General features: G+C 65.1%; 16 protein-coding genes. 5 read left to right on the top strand and 11 right to left on the bottom strand.

The features are described 5' to 3' along the window. Nucleotides 1–2 precede the first annotated feature (2 nt). Nucleotides 3–1,259 (bottom strand): cytochrome P450, encoded by a 1,257-nt coding sequence (locus Q8Q53_RS02170; RefSeq protein WP_305700106.1) that lies wholly within the window; start codon nucleotides 1,257–1,259, stop codon nucleotides 3–5. Beyond that, nucleotides 1,256–2,569, bottom strand: a complete 1,314-nt coding sequence (locus Q8Q53_RS02175) for an amidohydrolase family protein (protein WP_305700107.1) — start codon at nucleotides 2,567–2,569, stop codon at nucleotides 1,256–1,258. The genes Q8Q53_RS02170 and Q8Q53_RS02175 overlap by 4 nt, the downstream gene beginning before the upstream one ends. Before the next feature lie 131 nt (nucleotides 2,570–2,700). On the opposite strand from Q8Q53_RS02175, the gene Q8Q53_RS02180 reads away from it, so the two are divergent. Both Q8Q53_RS02180 and Q8Q53_RS02185 read left to right on the top strand, forming a co-directional pair. Continuing rightward, a complete protein-coding gene (locus Q8Q53_RS02180; RefSeq protein WP_305700108.1) occupies nucleotides 2,701–3,126 on the top strand; it encodes a Zn-ribbon domain-containing OB-fold protein in 426 nt (141 codons plus the stop codon). Further along, nucleotides 3,123–4,307, top strand: a complete 1,185-nt coding sequence (locus Q8Q53_RS02185) for a thiolase family protein (RefSeq protein WP_305700109.1) — start codon at nucleotides 3,123–3,125, stop codon at nucleotides 4,305–4,307. Before Q8Q53_RS02180 ends, Q8Q53_RS02185 begins: the two co-directional genes overlap by 4 nt. Here Q8Q53_RS02185 and Q8Q53_RS02190 read toward each other — a convergent pair. The 4 genes from Q8Q53_RS02190 to Q8Q53_RS02205 all read right to left on the bottom strand — a co-directional run bounded on the left by Q8Q53_RS02190 (nucleotide 4,304) and on the right by Q8Q53_RS02205 (nucleotide 7,420). Further along, a complete protein-coding gene (locus Q8Q53_RS02190; protein ID WP_305700110.1) occupies nucleotides 4,304–5,089 on the bottom strand; it encodes a FadR/GntR family transcriptional regulator in 786 nt (261 codons plus the stop codon). The two genes, Q8Q53_RS02185 and Q8Q53_RS02190, sit on opposite strands and share 4 nt — an antisense overlap. 96 nt (nucleotides 5,090–5,185) lie before the next feature. Further along, nucleotides 5,186–6,046 (bottom strand): SDR family NAD(P)-dependent oxidoreductase, encoded by an 861-nt coding sequence (locus Q8Q53_RS02195; RefSeq protein ID WP_305700111.1) that lies wholly within the window; start codon nucleotides 6,044–6,046, stop codon nucleotides 5,186–5,188. Continuing rightward, complete coding sequence (locus Q8Q53_RS02200; protein ID WP_305700112.1) at nucleotides 6,039–6,539, bottom strand: SDR family oxidoreductase; 501 nt, start codon at nucleotides 6,537–6,539, stop codon at nucleotides 6,039–6,041. The genes Q8Q53_RS02195 and Q8Q53_RS02200 overlap by 8 nt, the downstream gene beginning before the upstream one ends. Then, nucleotides 6,539–7,420, bottom strand: coding sequence for an SDR family oxidoreductase (locus Q8Q53_RS02205; protein WP_305700113.1), 882 nt, complete (start codon nucleotides 7,418–7,420; stop codon nucleotides 6,539–6,541). Before Q8Q53_RS02205 ends, Q8Q53_RS02200 begins: the two co-directional genes overlap by 1 nt. 96 nt (nucleotides 7,421–7,516) lie before the next feature. Between Q8Q53_RS02205 and Q8Q53_RS02210 the strand changes: the two genes are divergently transcribed. Next, nucleotides 7,517–8,374, top strand: a complete 858-nt coding sequence (locus Q8Q53_RS02210; RefSeq protein WP_305700114.1) for an SMP-30/gluconolactonase/LRE family protein — start codon at nucleotides 7,517–7,519, stop codon at nucleotides 8,372–8,374. Further along, nucleotides 8,367–8,795, top strand: a complete 429-nt coding sequence (locus tag Q8Q53_RS02215; RefSeq protein ID WP_305700115.1) for a nuclear transport factor 2 family protein — start codon at nucleotides 8,367–8,369, stop codon at nucleotides 8,793–8,795. Before Q8Q53_RS02210 ends, Q8Q53_RS02215 begins: the two co-directional genes overlap by 8 nt. A 6-nt stretch (nucleotides 8,796–8,801) precedes the next feature. Here the strand turns inward: Q8Q53_RS02215 and Q8Q53_RS02220 are convergent, their stop codons facing one another. Genes Q8Q53_RS02220 through Q8Q53_RS02240 form a run of 5 tightly spaced genes read right to left on the bottom strand, consistent with a single transcriptional unit; the run spans nucleotide 8,802 to nucleotide 14,218 of the window. Next, nucleotides 8,802–10,298 carry a class I adenylate-forming enzyme family protein gene (locus Q8Q53_RS02220; RefSeq protein WP_305700116.1) on the bottom strand — a complete coding sequence of 499 codons (1,497 nt, stop codon included), beginning with the start codon at nucleotides 10,296–10,298 and terminating at the stop codon, nucleotides 8,802–8,804. A gap of 19 nt (nucleotides 10,299–10,317) precedes the next feature. Beyond that, the gene (locus Q8Q53_RS02225; RefSeq protein WP_305700117.1) at nucleotides 10,318–10,605 is read right to left on the bottom strand and encodes a hypothetical protein; all 288 of its coding nucleotides are present in this window, start codon (nucleotides 10,603–10,605) and stop codon (nucleotides 10,318–10,320) included. Nucleotides 10,606–10,617: 12 nt separating this feature from the next. Continuing rightward, nucleotides 10,618–12,006, bottom strand: a complete 1,389-nt coding sequence (locus Q8Q53_RS02230) for a wax ester/triacylglycerol synthase domain-containing protein (protein WP_305700118.1) — start codon at nucleotides 12,004–12,006, stop codon at nucleotides 10,618–10,620. Between the two features lie 2 nt (nucleotides 12,007–12,008). Beyond that, the gene (locus tag Q8Q53_RS02235) at nucleotides 12,009–13,007 is read right to left on the bottom strand and encodes an acyl-CoA dehydrogenase family protein (RefSeq protein ID WP_305700119.1); all 999 of its coding nucleotides are present in this window, start codon (nucleotides 13,005–13,007) and stop codon (nucleotides 12,009–12,011) included. A gap of 2 nt (nucleotides 13,008–13,009) precedes the next feature. Further along, a complete protein-coding gene (locus Q8Q53_RS02240; RefSeq protein WP_305700120.1) occupies nucleotides 13,010–14,218 on the bottom strand; it encodes an acyl-CoA dehydrogenase family protein in 1,209 nt (402 codons plus the stop codon). A gap of 89 nt (nucleotides 14,219–14,307) precedes the next feature. Between Q8Q53_RS02240 and Q8Q53_RS02245 the strand changes: the two genes are divergently transcribed. Continuing rightward, complete coding sequence (locus tag Q8Q53_RS02245; protein WP_305700121.1) at nucleotides 14,308–15,132, top strand: thioesterase family protein; 825 nt, start codon at nucleotides 14,308–14,310, stop codon at nucleotides 15,130–15,132. The last annotated feature ends 2 nt before the right edge of the window (nucleotides 15,133–15,134 follow it).

Consider the following 15,134-nt stretch of genomic DNA (forward strand, 5'->3'; position numbering starts at 1 on the left):
CTTCAAGACTTGGCGGCAACGTCCCAGACGATGGGCAGGTTGCGAATGGACAGCAGACCGGCGGTCACGGTGGTGTCCGCGCCGGGTTTCACCCGGAACGTCGGCACGCGGGCCAGAAATTCTTCCAGCAGGATGCGCAGTTCACGCCGGGCGAGATGCGCGCCAAGGCACAGATGGACCCCGCCAACGAAAGTGTAATGCCGGTTGGCGCTGCGGGCCGCATCGAACGTGCGAGGATCGTCGAACTGAGCGGGATCGAAATTGCCGCTCGTGTTGAGGCAGGTCATGTAATCGCCTGCTTTCAGCGTCACCCCGTCCCAGTCCAGATCCTGCTTCACCAGCCGGAACGAATTGACCAGCGGCTGCATGCGCAGGAATTCCTCGACCGCGCTGTGGTTCAGTTCCGGATGATCGCGCAGGCGCTGCTGAAGCGGCTGATCCAGCGCCATGCGGCGGAACATCTGACTGATCGTGGAGGCGACCGTATCCAGCCCGCCCAGCCACAGGAACCAGGTCATCCCGATGATCTCGTCCGCGCTCATCGGCTGACCATCGATCACGCCATTGGCGATATGGCTGCCCAGCTTGTCATCGGGGTTGGCCTGCTTGTCGGCGATTAATTCGCGCAAGTAGGCGATCACCTGCCGCACCGCCGCGCCCATCCGGGCGTGATCGCGCGAATGCAGGATTTCGTATTCCCACGCCAGGAACTGTTCGAACATCGCGAACGGCAGGCCCATCAGGTCCAGGAACACCCGCACCGGATAGACCCGGCCAAAGTCATACGCGATGTCGACTTCGCCGAGGTGCGCAAAGCTGTCGATCATTTCCACCGCCATCGCCCGCACTTTGGGTTCCAGAACCTTTAGCGCTACGGGCGTGAAATGGCCGTTCAGGAACTTGCGGTACTTGCCATGCTGCGGCGGATCGATCCCCAGCGGGATCGATGGAAACGTCTCTCCGGCGAGCGACTGGAACTGCGCCACGCCTTTGGTGGAGAAGGTATCGTTGTCCTCATAGACCCGGCGAATGTCCTCGTAATGCGCCACCGTCCAGGTGCCGGACGACTTGTCGCCGAACGGATAGGGGCTGTAGAGCAAACGCGGCACGCCGGGCGCGCGCAGCGCATCGGTTGGGGCATAGGGGTCCAGCAGGTCGTTCCGGCCACCACCCAGGGCAAACCGCACATCCACCACGCGATCGCGCGGGACATGTGCGGGGGCGGGTTCATCAACCCGCCATTCCGTCAGCATGCTCATGCCGAGGCGAACATCCGTTCGATATCGCCCGATGTGACCGCGCGGCGCGCCTTGCCGATGGCGTCCATGCTGTCGGTCTTCAGCCCGCCCAGATTGTGGCGCGGGGAAACGTCCACGTCCTTGCCCAGTTCGCGCAAGTGACCGACCGTGCAGTTCGCCTTGCCGCCGTTCAGACCGAAGGCGTCAAAGCTGTATTCGCGGATCACGTTTTCATGCGTGATCTTGTCCACCACCTTGGGGTCCAGCCCGTTGACCGACGCCCACAGGTATTCCGGCACATTCGGCCAGACGGTGTCCGAATGCGGGTAATCGCATTCATAGGCGACCATGTCGGCGTTCATGTAATCGAGGTTCTTGATCCCGAACTGGTCATCGATGAAGCAGCTGATGATGTGCCGCTTGAACACGTCGGACGGACGCTCTCCCGCAAAGTCGCTGAACGTCCATTCGTGGTGGTGTTCATAGGTGAAATCGGCCCGTTCCAGGAAGTACGGCACCCAGCCGATGCCGCCTTCGGACAGCGCCATGCGCAAGTCCGGATAGCGCTTCCAGAAGCTGGCGAACGTCCAGTCCGCCGCCGAATTGGCAATCGAGATCGGCATGGCCGTAATCCACGCGTCGATCGGGCTTTCCGGGCTGGGATGCATCGCCCGCGCGCCGGTGCCGATGTGGCAGTTGATCACGATCTTGTGATCGTTGCACGCCTTCCAGAACGGTTCCCAGTATTCGTTGTGGATGCTGGGCAGGCCGATGTTCGACGGGTTGTCGGAAAACGACACGGCGTGAACGCCAAGGTCGCTCATCCGCTTCAGTTCCTTCAGCGTTTCGGCCATATCCCAGGCGGGCACCAGACACATCGGGATGAACCGGCCCGGCGCGCTGGCGCACCATTCCTGCACGTGCCAGTCATTCCACGCCTGCACCGCCAGCAGCGATGCCGCCGGGTCTTTTTGCGCCATGCCGACAAACACCCCGCCCGCAAAGCTGGGCATGGTCGGGAAGTTCAGGCTGGCCAGCACGCCGTTGGCATTCATGTCATCGACGCGCAATTTCGGATCGTACGTGCCGGGGCGGAGCTGGTCGAACGTGGTCGGCTCCATCCCGTATTCGCTGCGCGGGCGGCCGACCACGGCATTCAGGCCGATGGTGGGAAAGCGCGCGCCGTTCCACTGCCAGATGTCCTTGCCATCTTCCTGGACAATGCGCGGGGCCTGATCCTTTTTGCCTTCGGGGTAATGCCGGATGAACGCTTCGGGCGGCTCGATCGCGTGATCGTCAACGCTGATGATGACCATATCGTCCATTTGCATCGCATCTCTCCTGCCTGGCCGCGCATCGCTCGCGACTCAAAAACTGATGATGTGTCAATTTATCCCATGGACGCGTTCGCTGCAATCGGATATTTCACACCTGGTTAGATAAGTGACGGCAGAGGACGAGGATGCACACCCCCACACCGCCCGCCCGGATCCTGCCCGCCGTGGACATGGACACCCTCCCCTACTGGACCGGCGGCAAGAATGGGCAATTGCTGATCCACCGCTGCGGCGATTGTGCCTATCTTGTGCACCCGCCGGTTCCGTTCTGCCCCGCCTGTGATGGCCGCAACGTCGCGCCGGTGCCGGTCTCAGGGCGCGGGCGCGTGACGACGTTCACGATCAACCACAAGCCATGGGTGCCCGGCCTGCCGGTCCCTTATGTGCTCGCGCTGGTCGAACTGGAGGAACAGGCCGACGTCCGGCTGGTCAGCAACATCACCCACTGCGATCCCGCCGAGGTCACGTTCGGCATGGCGGTTGAGGTTTATTTTGAGCCAGTTGAGGACTTGTATGTGCCGCTGTTCCGCCCGGTGGAGCGCCTCGCATGACCGGTTATACCGAAAAAAACACCGCGATCACCGGAATCGGCATGTCCGATGTATCGCGCGGGGCGACCAAATCGGCACTCGCGCTGACCGTCGACGCCTGTCTGGAAGCCATCGCCGACGCCGGCCTGACCCGCGCCGAGATCGACGGAATCGCCACCTGGCCGGGCGAACGCGCCGATGGATCGGGCTTCTCGGCGGTCGGCTGCGCGGCGGTGCAGGATGCGCTGCGGCTGAAGCTGGGGTGGTATGCCGGGGGCGGCGAAGCGCCGGGACAGTACGGCGCGGTGTTCAACGCGATCGGCGCCATATCCGCAGGATTATGCCGTAACGTTCTGATTTTCCGCACAATGTATGAGGCAACCGCGCGCAAGACCGCCTTCGCCAACGCGCTGCTGAAGGAAGGCCAGCGTCAGGCCGGACCGTTCGCGTGGTACGCTCCGTATTACACTTATGCCGCCTCGCTCCAGCAGGCGCTGTTCTTCAATCTCTATGTCCACAACAGCGGGATCACGCCTGAACAGGTCGCGCAGATCCCGATCAACCAGCGCCGCAATGCCGGACTGAACCCCAAAGCGGTCTATCGCACCCCGATCACGCTCGACGATTATCTGGCCTCCCCGATCATCGCCACCCCGCTGCGGCTGTATGACTGCGATGTGCCGTGCGACGGCGCGGTGGCGATCATCGTCTCGCGGCTGGACGTGGCCCGCACCTTGCGCAACCCACCGGTGCGGATCGAGGCAATCGGATCATCGATGCAGTATCGCAATTCGTGGACCCAGCTCGACGCGCTCGACACCCAGGCCCAGCCCAAAGTGGCTGAGATGATGTGGAGCCGGACCGACCTGAAACCCGCCGATGTCGATATTGCCCAGCTCTACGACGGGTTCACGTTCCACACGCTCAACTGGCTGGAAAACTTTGGTTTTTGCGAGCGTTACGGCGCCAAGGACTTCATCGAGGGCGGAAGGCGGATCGCGCTCGAAGGGGAACTGCCGGTCAATACTGGCGGCGGCGCGCTGTCGGGCGGTCGGCTTCATGCCTACGGCGCGGTCCACGAAGCCTGCACCCAGCTCTGGGGCCGGGGCGGCGAACGTCAGGTCAAGGGCGATCCGCAAGTCTGCGCCACCTCCACCGCAGGCGGACCGCTGGCCGGGGCGATGTTATTGGTGCGGGATTAGCCGAGCGAATCCACCACGCGGCTGCCCTCGCCCTCGCTCGTCCAGGTGGCGTTGGCGTTGTTGAGGTGCAGCCGCCAATGGGCCACAGCCTCCTCAACCTGGCCCGCTTCGATCAGGTCCACAACCTTTTCATAAGAACGCAGTCCGGCCCGGTTACCCTTGCGGCGCGCTTCCAGCGTGCGGACGTGGCGGCGCTGAAATTCACGCTGGTGCTTGGCAGCCAGATTCAGCAGCATCCGGCTCATGAAGGTCAGCGTCTTCAGGCCGGTGGAAGCGACCAGCGCCTGGTGAAACACTTCGACCTTTTCAATGAACTCTTCGAGCTTGTCCTCTTCCAGCAACGCCGCCATTTCGGCCAGCAACTTGCGCAACCGCACGATCGCACCGCCGCCCTTGTCCGTCGCCAGCCAGCGCACCACGGAAGGTTCGATCGCCAGCCGTGCCTGATAGAGGTCGGCAATGGTCGTGCCCTGTGCTTCGAGCATGTACCCGGCATAGCGCGATACCAGATCGACCGATGGCTTGTGCACTTTGGCCCCGGTCCGTGATCCGCGCACCACGCTGATCAGCCCTTCGGCTTCGAGAATCCTGAAAGCTTCGCGCAACGTGGGCCGCGAAATGCCCAGGCTATCCATCAACTGGCCTTCCGGAGGCAGGGTATCGCCCTCGTTCAGTTCGCCGCGAATGATCTGCGCGCGGATCTTGTCGGCCACGATCTCACTGGTCTTGGGAACGTGAATCCGCGTGGTCAGGCTGGTATCATCGTCATTGCCAAGCTGCATCGCACGCACTCCTCAACGGGCAGAACCCGTGTTCCCTAGCGCACAGATAGTAAACGTGGTTTTATAACTAAAGCAAAATCGGCAAGGCATGCGGACTTATCCGCCAAAGGTGAGCCCTTCGTTGAGGGTCCACTTGCCATTCCGCCCGCGAACCCAGCCACCTGCGGCCGAAGTTCCGCCATCCACTGGCAACACTGCGCCCGTTACATAGCTGGCCAGCGAAGAGCAAAGAAAAACAGCAACATCGCCGCATTCGGTGTCGTTGCCTTCACGCCCCAGCGGGATCAGCCGGTTCATCGCGTCAGCCTCGTCCGGCGCTGGCTTGCGCCAGCTGGCGGGATCGACCGGCCCCGCCCGGTTGCCCTGATTGCCCGGCGTAACCGTGTGATCCGGCGCAATACAATTCACCCGGATCCCGTGGCCGGACAGTTCTACCGCCATCGACTTGGTAAAGCTGACCATCCCGGCCTTGCACGCGCCATAGACGGCAAAGTTCGGCGCAGCGCGCTCTGCCTCGATCGAGGCGACGTTCAGGATGGCCCCGCCCCGCCCTTCGCGCACCATGATCGGCGCGGCGGCGTGGGTCGCGGCCAGCATCGACACCAGATTGATGTCGATATGCCGCCGCCAGCTGCGTTCGCTTTGCTCCAGAAACGGCCGCCCCGACACGCCGCCTGCGTTGTTGACCAGAACGTCGAGCCGACCGAACCGCGCATCGGTGGCCGCAATCGCGCTGCGCAGCGCCTCGGCGTCCATTGCGTCGCCCGGCAGGACCAACGCCTGCCGCCCCAGTTCCGCGATCCGCGCGGCGGTTTCCCGTGCGCGTTCCGGGATGATTTCAAACAGCGCGACATCGGCCCCGGCTGCCGCCAGTCCCAGCGCGATGGCGCGGCCAATCCCGCCGCCAGCCCCGGTGACAAACGCCACTTGCCCATCAAGGCGCCCGCGATCAGTCATCAAGGTCCACTCCCATCACCGCGCCGGTGACATAGGCCGCATAATCGCTGACCAGATAAGCCACCAGATTGCCGAGCGTTGCATCGTCTGCACGAGTCTGGACCGCGTTCACCCGGATGCCATCGCGTGCCCATTCGACGCCCAGCGTCTTGGTGAGATTGCCCAGCGCGCCCGCTGCGGCAGCCTGATCGGCACCAAGGGCCTGTTCCGGCGCACCAACGAACACCACCGCCCCGGCCTTGCCCGCCGCGCGGCGTCCAGCGGCAAAATCCCTGGCCAGCAGGAACCGCTGGTCCAGTCCGGCATCCAGCGTCGCGCGCCATTCGGCGTGGCTCAGTTCATGCGCCAGCCTGACCGGCGGCGGCGATGCAACGTGGACCAGAATGTCGCAATCGCCATCCGCCACCAGCGTTGCCCCCTGTGCGGCCAGCGCAGCGGCAATCGCGGGGCTTTCGCCCACCAGCCGCGCGGCGCGTCCATCAAGCCAGCCCATCAGCGCCACCCCCACGGACCTTCGGCCCGTTCGCGCGGCGGGACATAGTCCGGCATCATCAGCGACCGGCGCAGGCTTTCGCCGCCGTCCTGCAAGACCACCTGGCCCGTCAGCCCGGCCAGCAGCGGTGTGCAGGTCATCGCCGACAGCCAGCCAAATTCGTGGATCGAACCCGTGCGGCCCGCCGGGATCATGTTCTGCAAGACTTCGGTTCCCCCTTCACGGCGGCCAGCGGTGGACGTTTCATGCGGAAAGAACCCCGCTGCAATCGCGTTCACCCGGATGCCAAAGTCGGCCCAGTCACGCGCCATTTTCTTCGTCATCGTGGCCTGCGCGGTCTTGGCTGCGGCGGAATGCGCGTCGCCCGGAAAGCCGGTCCAGATATACTGCGCCGAATTGTTGATGATCGCGCCGCCCTGCCCCCGCGCGATACAGCGGCGGGCAAATTCGGTGGAGCACAGGAACGTCCCGTCAATCGCGATCCGCGTTACCGCGTTCCACGCGTTGACCGAGATATCCTCCGCCAGCACCGGAAAGTTCGCCCCGGCGTTGTTCGCCAGCAGGCTGACTGGGCCAAGCGCGCGCTCGGCCTCGTCAAACGCGGCGGAAACCTGTTCAGGCAGGCGCACGTCGCAGCTGATCGCGTGAACTTTGGTGCCCAGCGCCGCAATCCTGGCCGCGCCCTCCTCGGCCTTTTCGAGGCTGCGGCCCATGACCGCGACATTCGCCCCGCCCTGGCCAAACGCCATCGCCATCGCCAGCCCCATGCCCGATCCGCCCCCGCTGACCAGCACGGTCTGCCCGGCAAACACATCCGCCGGATAAGGCGGCGCGCCAAACGGCGGCGGTAGGGGCACGATGTGGTGGCTTGGCACTGGCATGATACTTGTTCTCCCGCACACAGGGTTGCGCAGCGTCCGGGGTCATGTCAAGACATAGATAACCAGGTTATACAAGATTGGCGAGCAGGAGTACGTATGGAAATCGTTGCGGAGGGGCTGGCTTTTCCCGAAGGCCCGGTGGTCATGGCCGATGGATCGGTCATCGTGGTCGAACTGGCGGGCGGGCGCATCACCCGCTGCTGGAACGGTCGCAAGGAAGTGGTGTGCGATATCGGCGGTGGACCGAACGGCGCGGCGATCGGCCCGGACGGCGCGCTTTATGTCTGCAACAACGGCGGGCTCGATATCGCAAAGTTCCAGAACGCGCGCGGCCCCGGCGCCGAAGGACGGATCGAGCGGGTGGACCTTGGCACCGGCCGGTTTGAGCGCGTATTCGATGCCTGCGATGGCACCCCGCTGCAATCGCCCAACGATCTGGTGTTCGATGCCGACGGGCAGCTGTGGTTCACCGATCTGGGCAAAAGCCACGACGGCATCCGCACCGCCAGCGGGCTGTTCACCTGCCTGCCAGATGGCAGCGCCATCACCGCGATTGACCGGCATCCGGTGTCCTACAACGGCATTGGCCTGTCACCCGATGGCAGCACGATCTATTGCGCCGATACCCATCAGGCGCGGCTTTACAGCTATCAGCGCAAAGTTGAACCGCAGCGCGCCACCTGGATCGCCACCGCGCCGGGACCGGTCGGGTTTGACAGTCTGGCAGTGACGGCCGCTGGCAATGTCTGCGTCGCGACGCTCTATGCTGGTGGCATCACCACGATCACACCTGACGGTCACACCGCGAAGCGCGATTTCGACGATCGCTTCACCACCAACATCGCGTTCGGCGGGGCGGATATGCGGTACGCCTTTATCACGTTGTCCGCGCAGGGGCGGATCGTCAAAGTGCGGTGGGACGAACCCGGCTTGCAGTTGAACTTCAATGGCTGATCTCGCGGCTGACCGGGACGCGATCCGCGATCTGCTGGCGCGCTATACCTACAACGGCGACCGGGGCCGGGTGGCGGAACTGGCCGCGTGCTTCGCCGCCGATGGCGTGATCGAATACCCCGGCAACCGCGCCGTCGGCCCCGCTGCAATCGCCGAAGCGCTGTCAGACCGGTCCGCGCCGCGCAATCCGGCGCTGACATTCGTGCGCCATCACATCACCAACCCGCTGATCGAAGTGGACGGCGATGCCGCCACGGCGCGCAGTTACTTCGCGGTTCACACCGATGCCGGGCCGGACCACAGCGGCACGTATAGCGATCAGTTGACGCGCACCGCGCAGGGCTGGCGCTTTGCCCGCCGGCTGGTGCGGATTGATTGGCAATCGCCGCAAACGCTGTTCCGGCCAATGGTCTCGCGCTGACGCCGGCTAGTCCGCCAGGATCAGCTTGACCTCGCGCCGCAGCAGCTTGCCCATTTCGTTGTAGGGCAGGCTCGGCACGAACAGGATGCGATCCGGCACCCGGCTAGAGCGCAGACGCGCGCGGATCAGTTCCTTCAGGTCATCGTCTGCCGGTTGATCGCAGCCCCCGCGCAGCACGGCAGCAACGCCCACGGCCTCGCCCCATTCGGCAGACGGGATCGCCACGGCGGCGACATCGGCGATCGCCGGATGGGTCAGCAACACATCCTCGATCTCGCCGGGTGAAATGTTTTCTCCCCCGCGCACGATCACATCATCGGCGCGGCCCGACAGGAACAGATAGCCATCCTCGTCCAGATACCCGGCATCGCGGGTCGGGAACCAGCCAGCGGCGTCGAGCGCGCTTTTTTCGCGATATTCGCCCGATACCTGATCGCCGCGCACGTAGATTTCGCCGGGCTGACCATGGGGCAGAACTTCGCCGCTTTCGCCCCGGATCTCCAGTTCGATGGTCGGCAAGGGCTTGCCGACCGAGGCGAGCCGGGCGCGCACTTTGGGATCGCTTGCCCCGTGCGCGGCGCGGTGTTCGTCCGGGCCAAGCAGCGCGACGGTGGAACTCGTCTCGGTCAGGCCATAGGCATTGGTGAACCCCGTATCCGGGAACAGGTCCAGCGCGCGGTGGATCAGTTCCAGTGGCATCTTGCCGCCGCCATAGGCAATCGACCGCAGCGAACCGATATCGGCGTGAACGCCCTTGTCCAGCGCGTGGATGATCCGGCTGAGCATCGTCGGTACGACGAACGCATTCGTCGCGCGTTCGGCATCGACCAGCTTCAGCCAGGCGTCGGGCGCGAAAGCGGGCAGCAGCACGATCCGGCGCTGGGCATAGATCGAGGAGATCAGCGCCGCGATTCCGGCGATGTGATAGGGCGGCACCGAAACCAGCGCCGCATCGCTATCCTCAGCCGAGGCGAATTCAACCGTGCCGAGAATGTAGGACACCAGATTCGAATGGCGCAGGATCGCCGCCTTGGGCGCGGCGGTGGTGCCGCTGGTGAACAGCTGGATCGCAACCCCCTCACCCGTGTCATAATCCGCGCCGTCGCTGGCAACCGCTTCCTGCGCAGCCAGCGTGAATTCGGCGCGCGGATAGACCACGTGGCCCTGATCGGGGACCAGCCGGGCCACCCGCGCCGCATCGCCGACGATCAGCGCCGGTGCGATCCGGCCCAGCAGCCCGGCCAGATCGGCATCGGCCAGCCGGTAGTTGAGCGGGCAATAGGGCACGCCCGCCAGCGCCGCGCCGAACAGCGCGATCACCGATGCTTCACTGCTCTCATCCAGCAGCGCCACATGGCTGGCGCCGGAATCGACGATCAGTTCATACGCGCCGCGCGCAGCGGCCAGCAGCTCAGCGTAAGTCCAGCGTTTGCCATCGCAGACCAGCGCGGTGCGATCGGACGCGGCATCGGCCGCCATTTCGAGCAGAAGAGCGATGTTCATCGGGAGTGTCGTTCCGGTTTCAGTCCGACGCCGGCAGCGGCTTGGCTTCCTTGAGCGCGAGCACCGTGCCATCGAGCGCGAGCGAGCCCTTGCCCGGCTTCACGCAGAGCAGTTCGGTCGTGCCAGCGGCATCGACATAGCGCTTGCCCATCACCGATCCGCCCGCGAAATCGGGGCTGAGGTCAGCTGCATCAGCGCCGCTTTCGCTCATCGCCGCGCCGCCGCACTGGATCGTGCCGCTGCCGCAGCGGATCACCACCACTTCGGTATCGCATGCGCTGCTTTTCAACCTGCTGCCGGGTTTCATGGACTTGCTCCCTTACCTTGCCGATTGTCTGGAATTGCTGGCGTCGGCCAGCGCCGTATAGGCTTTTACCGCATCACCGAACAGATCCGCGACCCGGCCGACGTCGGCGATCTTTTCCGGATCGGCGATCACGCCCATGTCCAGATTGTCGCCGCTGCGGCGCGAGGTGATGTTGAGAAACCGCCCGCTGCCGATGATCGGCACCGGAAAGTTGTGCCGCTGGCGATAACCGGCATAGCTGCGCCCGCCCGCTGGGCCGGGCACGTTCGACAGCGAGATATTGCCCGGCAGAACGCGGCGGCCGCTCGCCATTCGCTCGGCAAACATCACCCGGCGATCACGCGCGCCAAACGGTTTTTCCAGCGCATCGAGCAGCGCTTCGTCGTGCCCGGTGCGGCGCATTTCAGCCGCCATGCTGGCCTGAACCGCGCGCAGTCGCTCCAGCGGATCAGCCAGATGCGTGGCCAGATGGGGATGCTGAGCCACGATCCGGTTGCCAAAGCTGCCGTGTTCAGCGCGGCGATAGGACCGCGCGGAATTGATCACCGGCGGAGCAGCAGGAAGATCGTCGATCTCGATCAGGTAGTCCCGCAGCGCGGTTCCCGCACAGGCCAGGAACAGATCGTTGATCGTCGCGCCGAGCGCCTTGGCGGCAGCCTTGAACCCGGCAAGCGGAACGCTGAGCGTGGTGTAGCTGCGCTGCGCCGAAGTGGGGCCGGACAGTTTCAGCACCGGCGTTTCAGCCCGTTCCCCGGCATAGGCTTCCAGTGCAGCCAGCGCGGCCTTGCGGGCGGCCGACTGGGCGTTTCGGGTGGCTTCCTCGGCCGTAAAGCGGGCCTGCGACAGCGCGCGCCATGCATCCGGCGCGGGCAGCACGGCAGCGGCGGTGCGCGGCGGCGGCGGCGGGGCTTCGTCGCTCAGCAGGCGCAGAACTTCCTGAAACCCGATCCCGTCGGCGACCGCGTGGTGCAGCTTGAAATAGACCGCCGCCGTCCCGCCGGGCAGGTGCGGAAAGACATAGGCCATGAACGGCGGTTGCGACAGATCAAGCCGGACAAGGTTGAGCCGGGCGACTTCGGCGCGAAGCGCAGCCACATCAGGAGTCGGCGCAGCGCTGGTCACCACATGGCGGTCCAGATCAGCGGTGGCAACGTCCGCCCAGACATCGGAATCGTAACCGTCCGGCGCTTGCACCAGCCGCGCCAGCAGCGGCGTTGCGGGCAGGCGCTGGGCCAGCTGATCCCGCAGCCGCGCCGCCAGCCCATCCTGCTCCGCCGCTGGCACCTCCAGCAAGATCAGCGCACCGACGTGCATCGGGGACGCATCGGTTTCCGACAGGATCATGAAATGATCGTCGGGCCGCAGCCGGGTTACCCCCGGCACAAGATCAGCGCCTGCCATCGCTACCAGCCCGCCAGATCGGCCGCGCGGGCGCGGTGCTCCGCCGGGCTGCCCAGCCACGCGCGGTTGAACGCTGCGCGGCGGAACCAGTAGTTCAGGCCATATTCCCACGTATAGCCAATCCCGCCATGCGCCGCGATGGCTGCGCGGGTGGAGCGGACATAGACATCGCACAGATGCGCCTTGGCCATCGCCGCGGCGCGCGGGGCGTCGTCCAGCGCGGCATCGTGGGCATAGGCCGCATACCACACCAGCGCGCGGGCCGGTTCGGCATCCAGCGCCATCTGCGCCAGCTGATGCTTCAGGCCCTGAAACTGCCCGATCGGCTGGCCGAACTGTTCGCGCTCCTTGGCATAGGCCACCGAAATATCGGTGCAGTGCAGCGCGCCGCCGAGCGAATCCGCCGCAATCAGCACCAGCGCGGCATCGCAGATTTGCGCGGCCATTGGATCGCCCGCCGCGAACAATTCGTGCCGAACCGCGCCGTCGAAGGTCACCCGCGACACCGGACGGCTGCGGTCGGTCGGCTTGACCGGCTCGATGGTTACGCCCGCCCCGGCTTCGACCAGTGCCAGCCCGGTTTCGCGGCTGCCGACCAGGAACACCTGCGCGGCGCGCGCGCTTTGCACGTAAGGGCTGTTTCCCAGCGCCAGCGCGGCCACGGTCGTTGCGGCGACCAGCGCATCAAGGTGAGCGCGGGCTGCGGCATTGCCCGACCGCGCAACTGCCGCGACAGTCAGCAATTGCCCGATCAGCGGCCCCGGCGCAGCCGCCTCGCCCGCCACTTCGCTGACCAGCGCGGCATCGAGCAGCCCCATGCCGCTGTCCGGCAGCAGAATGCCGCCCAGCCCCAGCGCCATCAGCGCGTTCCAGCTGGCGGGATCGAAATCGTCTGCGCCATCGGCGAATGTGTGCAGCCGGTCCATCGGCCAGCAATCGGCCAGGGTGCCGCGCACGGCAGCCTGAATGGCGGTCTGCTCTTCGGACAGGTGAAACCGCATGCCTACTTCTCCGCGCTCATCGCCAGATCACGCGGCAGGCCCAGCCCGCGTTCGCCGATAATGTTGCGCTGGATGTTCGTCGTGCCCCCGGCGATCGAATTGCCCAGGCTGCCCATGATCTGATCCATCCACTTTTCCGGCCCGCGCGCCCCGCGCGGACCGCGTCCGCCCGCACCCGCCGGTTCGATAAAGGCATGTTCACCGATCAGGTCCTGCGCCAGCTGGGCCATTTCGTGCCCGATCTCGGTCAGGTAAAGCTTCATCATCAGCTGCACCGATCCGGCGTCCTCACCCGCCGCCGCGCAGGAAAACAGACGAAAGCTGGTATAGCGGTGCGACTGCACAAAGCCTTCGATCCGGACCAGCGAATCGCGCACCTGCGGATCACCGATCCGGCCGGTTTCCTGCGCCAGTTCGACCAGTTTCTTGAACTGGTTGCCCAGCCCGTCCGCGCTGCCGATGCTGGCGCGTTCGTGCTTCAGCGTGGTCCGGCTGACATACCAGCCCTGCCCGCGTGCCCCGACCTGCCAGCTGACCGGCGTCTCGGCGTTGTCGAAGAAGTATTCGCAGAACGTATTCGCGCCTTCCTCACCCGTCATCTGGCGGATCGGACGGCGGGTAATGCCGGGCTGGTCCAGATCGATCAGCAGATAAGTAATGCCATCGTGCTTGGCCGCATCGGGTTCGGTCCGCACCAGCATGAACATATGCGTGGATTGCATACCCTGGCTGGTCCAGATCTTCTGGCCGTTGATGATCCACCGGGTGCCGTCGGCCGAAAGTTCGCCCTTGGTCCGGACCGAGGCGAGGTCAGAGCCGGAACCGGGTTCGGAATAACCCTGCCCCCAGATGTAGTCGCCCTCGACCGTTGCCCGGATGAACAGCTCGCGCTGCTCGTCCGTGCCTTTTTCCAGCAAGGTCGGGACGGTCATGTTCATGCCGTTGCCGCCGACTTCCATCGGCGCGCGGGCGCGGCCAAATTCCTCGCGGATGACTTGCGCGCGGATCACGTCGACCGGCTGCTCCGACCCGCCGTAGCGCTTCGGGATCGAACGGTAGAGGTAGCCGCGATCGGTCGCGTTGCGGCGAAACGTGCGGATGAATTCTTTCAGGTCGCCGCCGCGCCGCTCACCGGGCTGCCAGCTGTCCACCAGGAAGCGGCGCACTTCTGCGCGAAAGGCTTCAGCCTCTGCTCCATAGCTCAGGTCCATTGCGATTCCTCTTGCGATGCGCCATTTGCACAGCGCAGGCTCCTATGCCTTACTTGTATCACTAGGTCAAACATCTCAAAGCGAATCCCATGACAGCAACCGAACCTTCCCCGCACCCGTTCCCGCCCTGCTATTATCAGCGCGACGGTGATCTCCATCGGCCGACCGCCCTTGCCCGCAGCCCGTGGGATTCCAAGGCCATCGCTGGCGGCCCGGTCAGCGCGCTGCTGGCCTGCGGGGCCGAGGATGCGGCGCTGGATGCGGACTTCGAGATTGCCCGCTTCTCGGTCGATATTTTCGGCAAAGTCCCGAACCAGCCGCTGACCATGGCGACGCAGGTGCTGCGCGATGGCCGCCAGACCAAACTGCACTGCGTGACCCTGCTGGCCGATGGCCGGCCCGTGGCGCAGGCGCACATCCTGCGCGTGCGGCGGATCGAAACGCCCGCATTCCCGGCGCCGCACGATTACCCGGCCCCGGAAACCGTGCCGGTTACCGAAGGCCCGCGCAGCGCGCGGATGGCCGGTGCCATCAGCCTGCGGCGTGTGCTGGGCGGTCCGGGGGATCCGGGGCGCGGTGTGGCGTGGCTGTCGATGGAGGGAGAAGTGATCGCCGGGCAACCATCGTCGAACTTTGCCAAGGCCTGCCTGTTCGCCGATTTCGGCAACGGCTTTGGCAACGCCACCGATGCGGGCGAATGGAGCTATGCCAACCTCGACATCACAATCCAGTTCCTGCGGATGCCGGTGGGCGACTGGTTCCTGCTGGATGCCGAAACCCACATGGCCGGCAACGGCCACGGCACCGCCCGCAACGTATTTGCCGATGAACAGGGCGTCTATGCCCGCGGGTTCCAGACGATCTTCGTCGCGCCCGGGCACTTGTCCGAAAGCGTGCCGCGCCCGCCCGCTTGAAA

This window comes from Novosphingobium sp., from assembly GCF_030699305.1.
Taxonomy (GTDB): Bacteria; Pseudomonadota; Alphaproteobacteria; order Sphingomonadales; family Sphingomonadaceae; genus Novosphingobium.

Coding starts and splice junctions, on each gene's coding strand:
- Q8Q53_RS02170 (WP_305700106.1), bottom strand. CDS start 1,259: ATGAGCATGCTGACGGAATGGCGGGTTGATGAACCCGCCCCCGCACAT.
- Q8Q53_RS02175 (WP_305700107.1), bottom strand. CDS start 2,569: ATGCAAATGGACGATATGGTCATCATCAGCGTTGACGATCACGCGATC.
- Q8Q53_RS02180 (WP_305700108.1), top strand. CDS start 2,701: ATGCACACCCCCACACCGCCCGCCCGGATCCTGCCCGCCGTGGACATG.
- Q8Q53_RS02185 (WP_305700109.1), top strand. CDS start 3,123: ATGACCGGTTATACCGAAAAAAACACCGCGATCACCGGAATCGGCATG.
- Q8Q53_RS02190 (WP_305700110.1), bottom strand. CDS start 5,089: ATGCAGCTTGGCAATGACGATGATACCAGCCTGACCACGCGGATTCAC.
- Q8Q53_RS02195 (WP_305700111.1), bottom strand. CDS start 6,046: ATGACTGATCGCGGGCGCCTTGATGGGCAAGTGGCGTTTGTCACCGGG.
- Q8Q53_RS02200 (WP_305700112.1), bottom strand. CDS start 6,539: ATGGGCTGGCTTGATGGACGCGCCGCGCGGCTGGTGGGCGAAAGCCCC.
- Q8Q53_RS02205 (WP_305700113.1), bottom strand. CDS start 7,420: ATGCCAGTGCCAAGCCACCACATCGTGCCCCTACCGCCGCCGTTTGGC.
- Q8Q53_RS02210 (WP_305700114.1), top strand. CDS start 7,517: ATGGAAATCGTTGCGGAGGGGCTGGCTTTTCCCGAAGGCCCGGTGGTC.
- Q8Q53_RS02215 (WP_305700115.1), top strand. CDS start 8,367: ATGGCTGATCTCGCGGCTGACCGGGACGCGATCCGCGATCTGCTGGCG.
- Q8Q53_RS02220 (WP_305700116.1), bottom strand. CDS start 10,298: ATGAACATCGCTCTTCTGCTCGAAATGGCGGCCGATGCCGCGTCCGAT.
- Q8Q53_RS02225 (WP_305700117.1), bottom strand. CDS start 10,605: ATGAAACCCGGCAGCAGGTTGAAAAGCAGCGCATGCGATACCGAAGTG.
- Q8Q53_RS02230 (WP_305700118.1), bottom strand. CDS start 12,006: ATGGCAGGCGCTGATCTTGTGCCGGGGGTAACCCGGCTGCGGCCCGAC.
- Q8Q53_RS02235 (WP_305700119.1), bottom strand. CDS start 13,007: ATGCGGTTTCACCTGTCCGAAGAGCAGACCGCCATTCAGGCTGCCGTG.
- Q8Q53_RS02240 (WP_305700120.1), bottom strand. CDS start 14,218: ATGGACCTGAGCTATGGAGCAGAGGCTGAAGCCTTTCGCGCAGAAGTG.
- Q8Q53_RS02245 (WP_305700121.1), top strand. CDS start 14,308: ATGACAGCAACCGAACCTTCCCCGCACCCGTTCCCGCCCTGCTATTAT.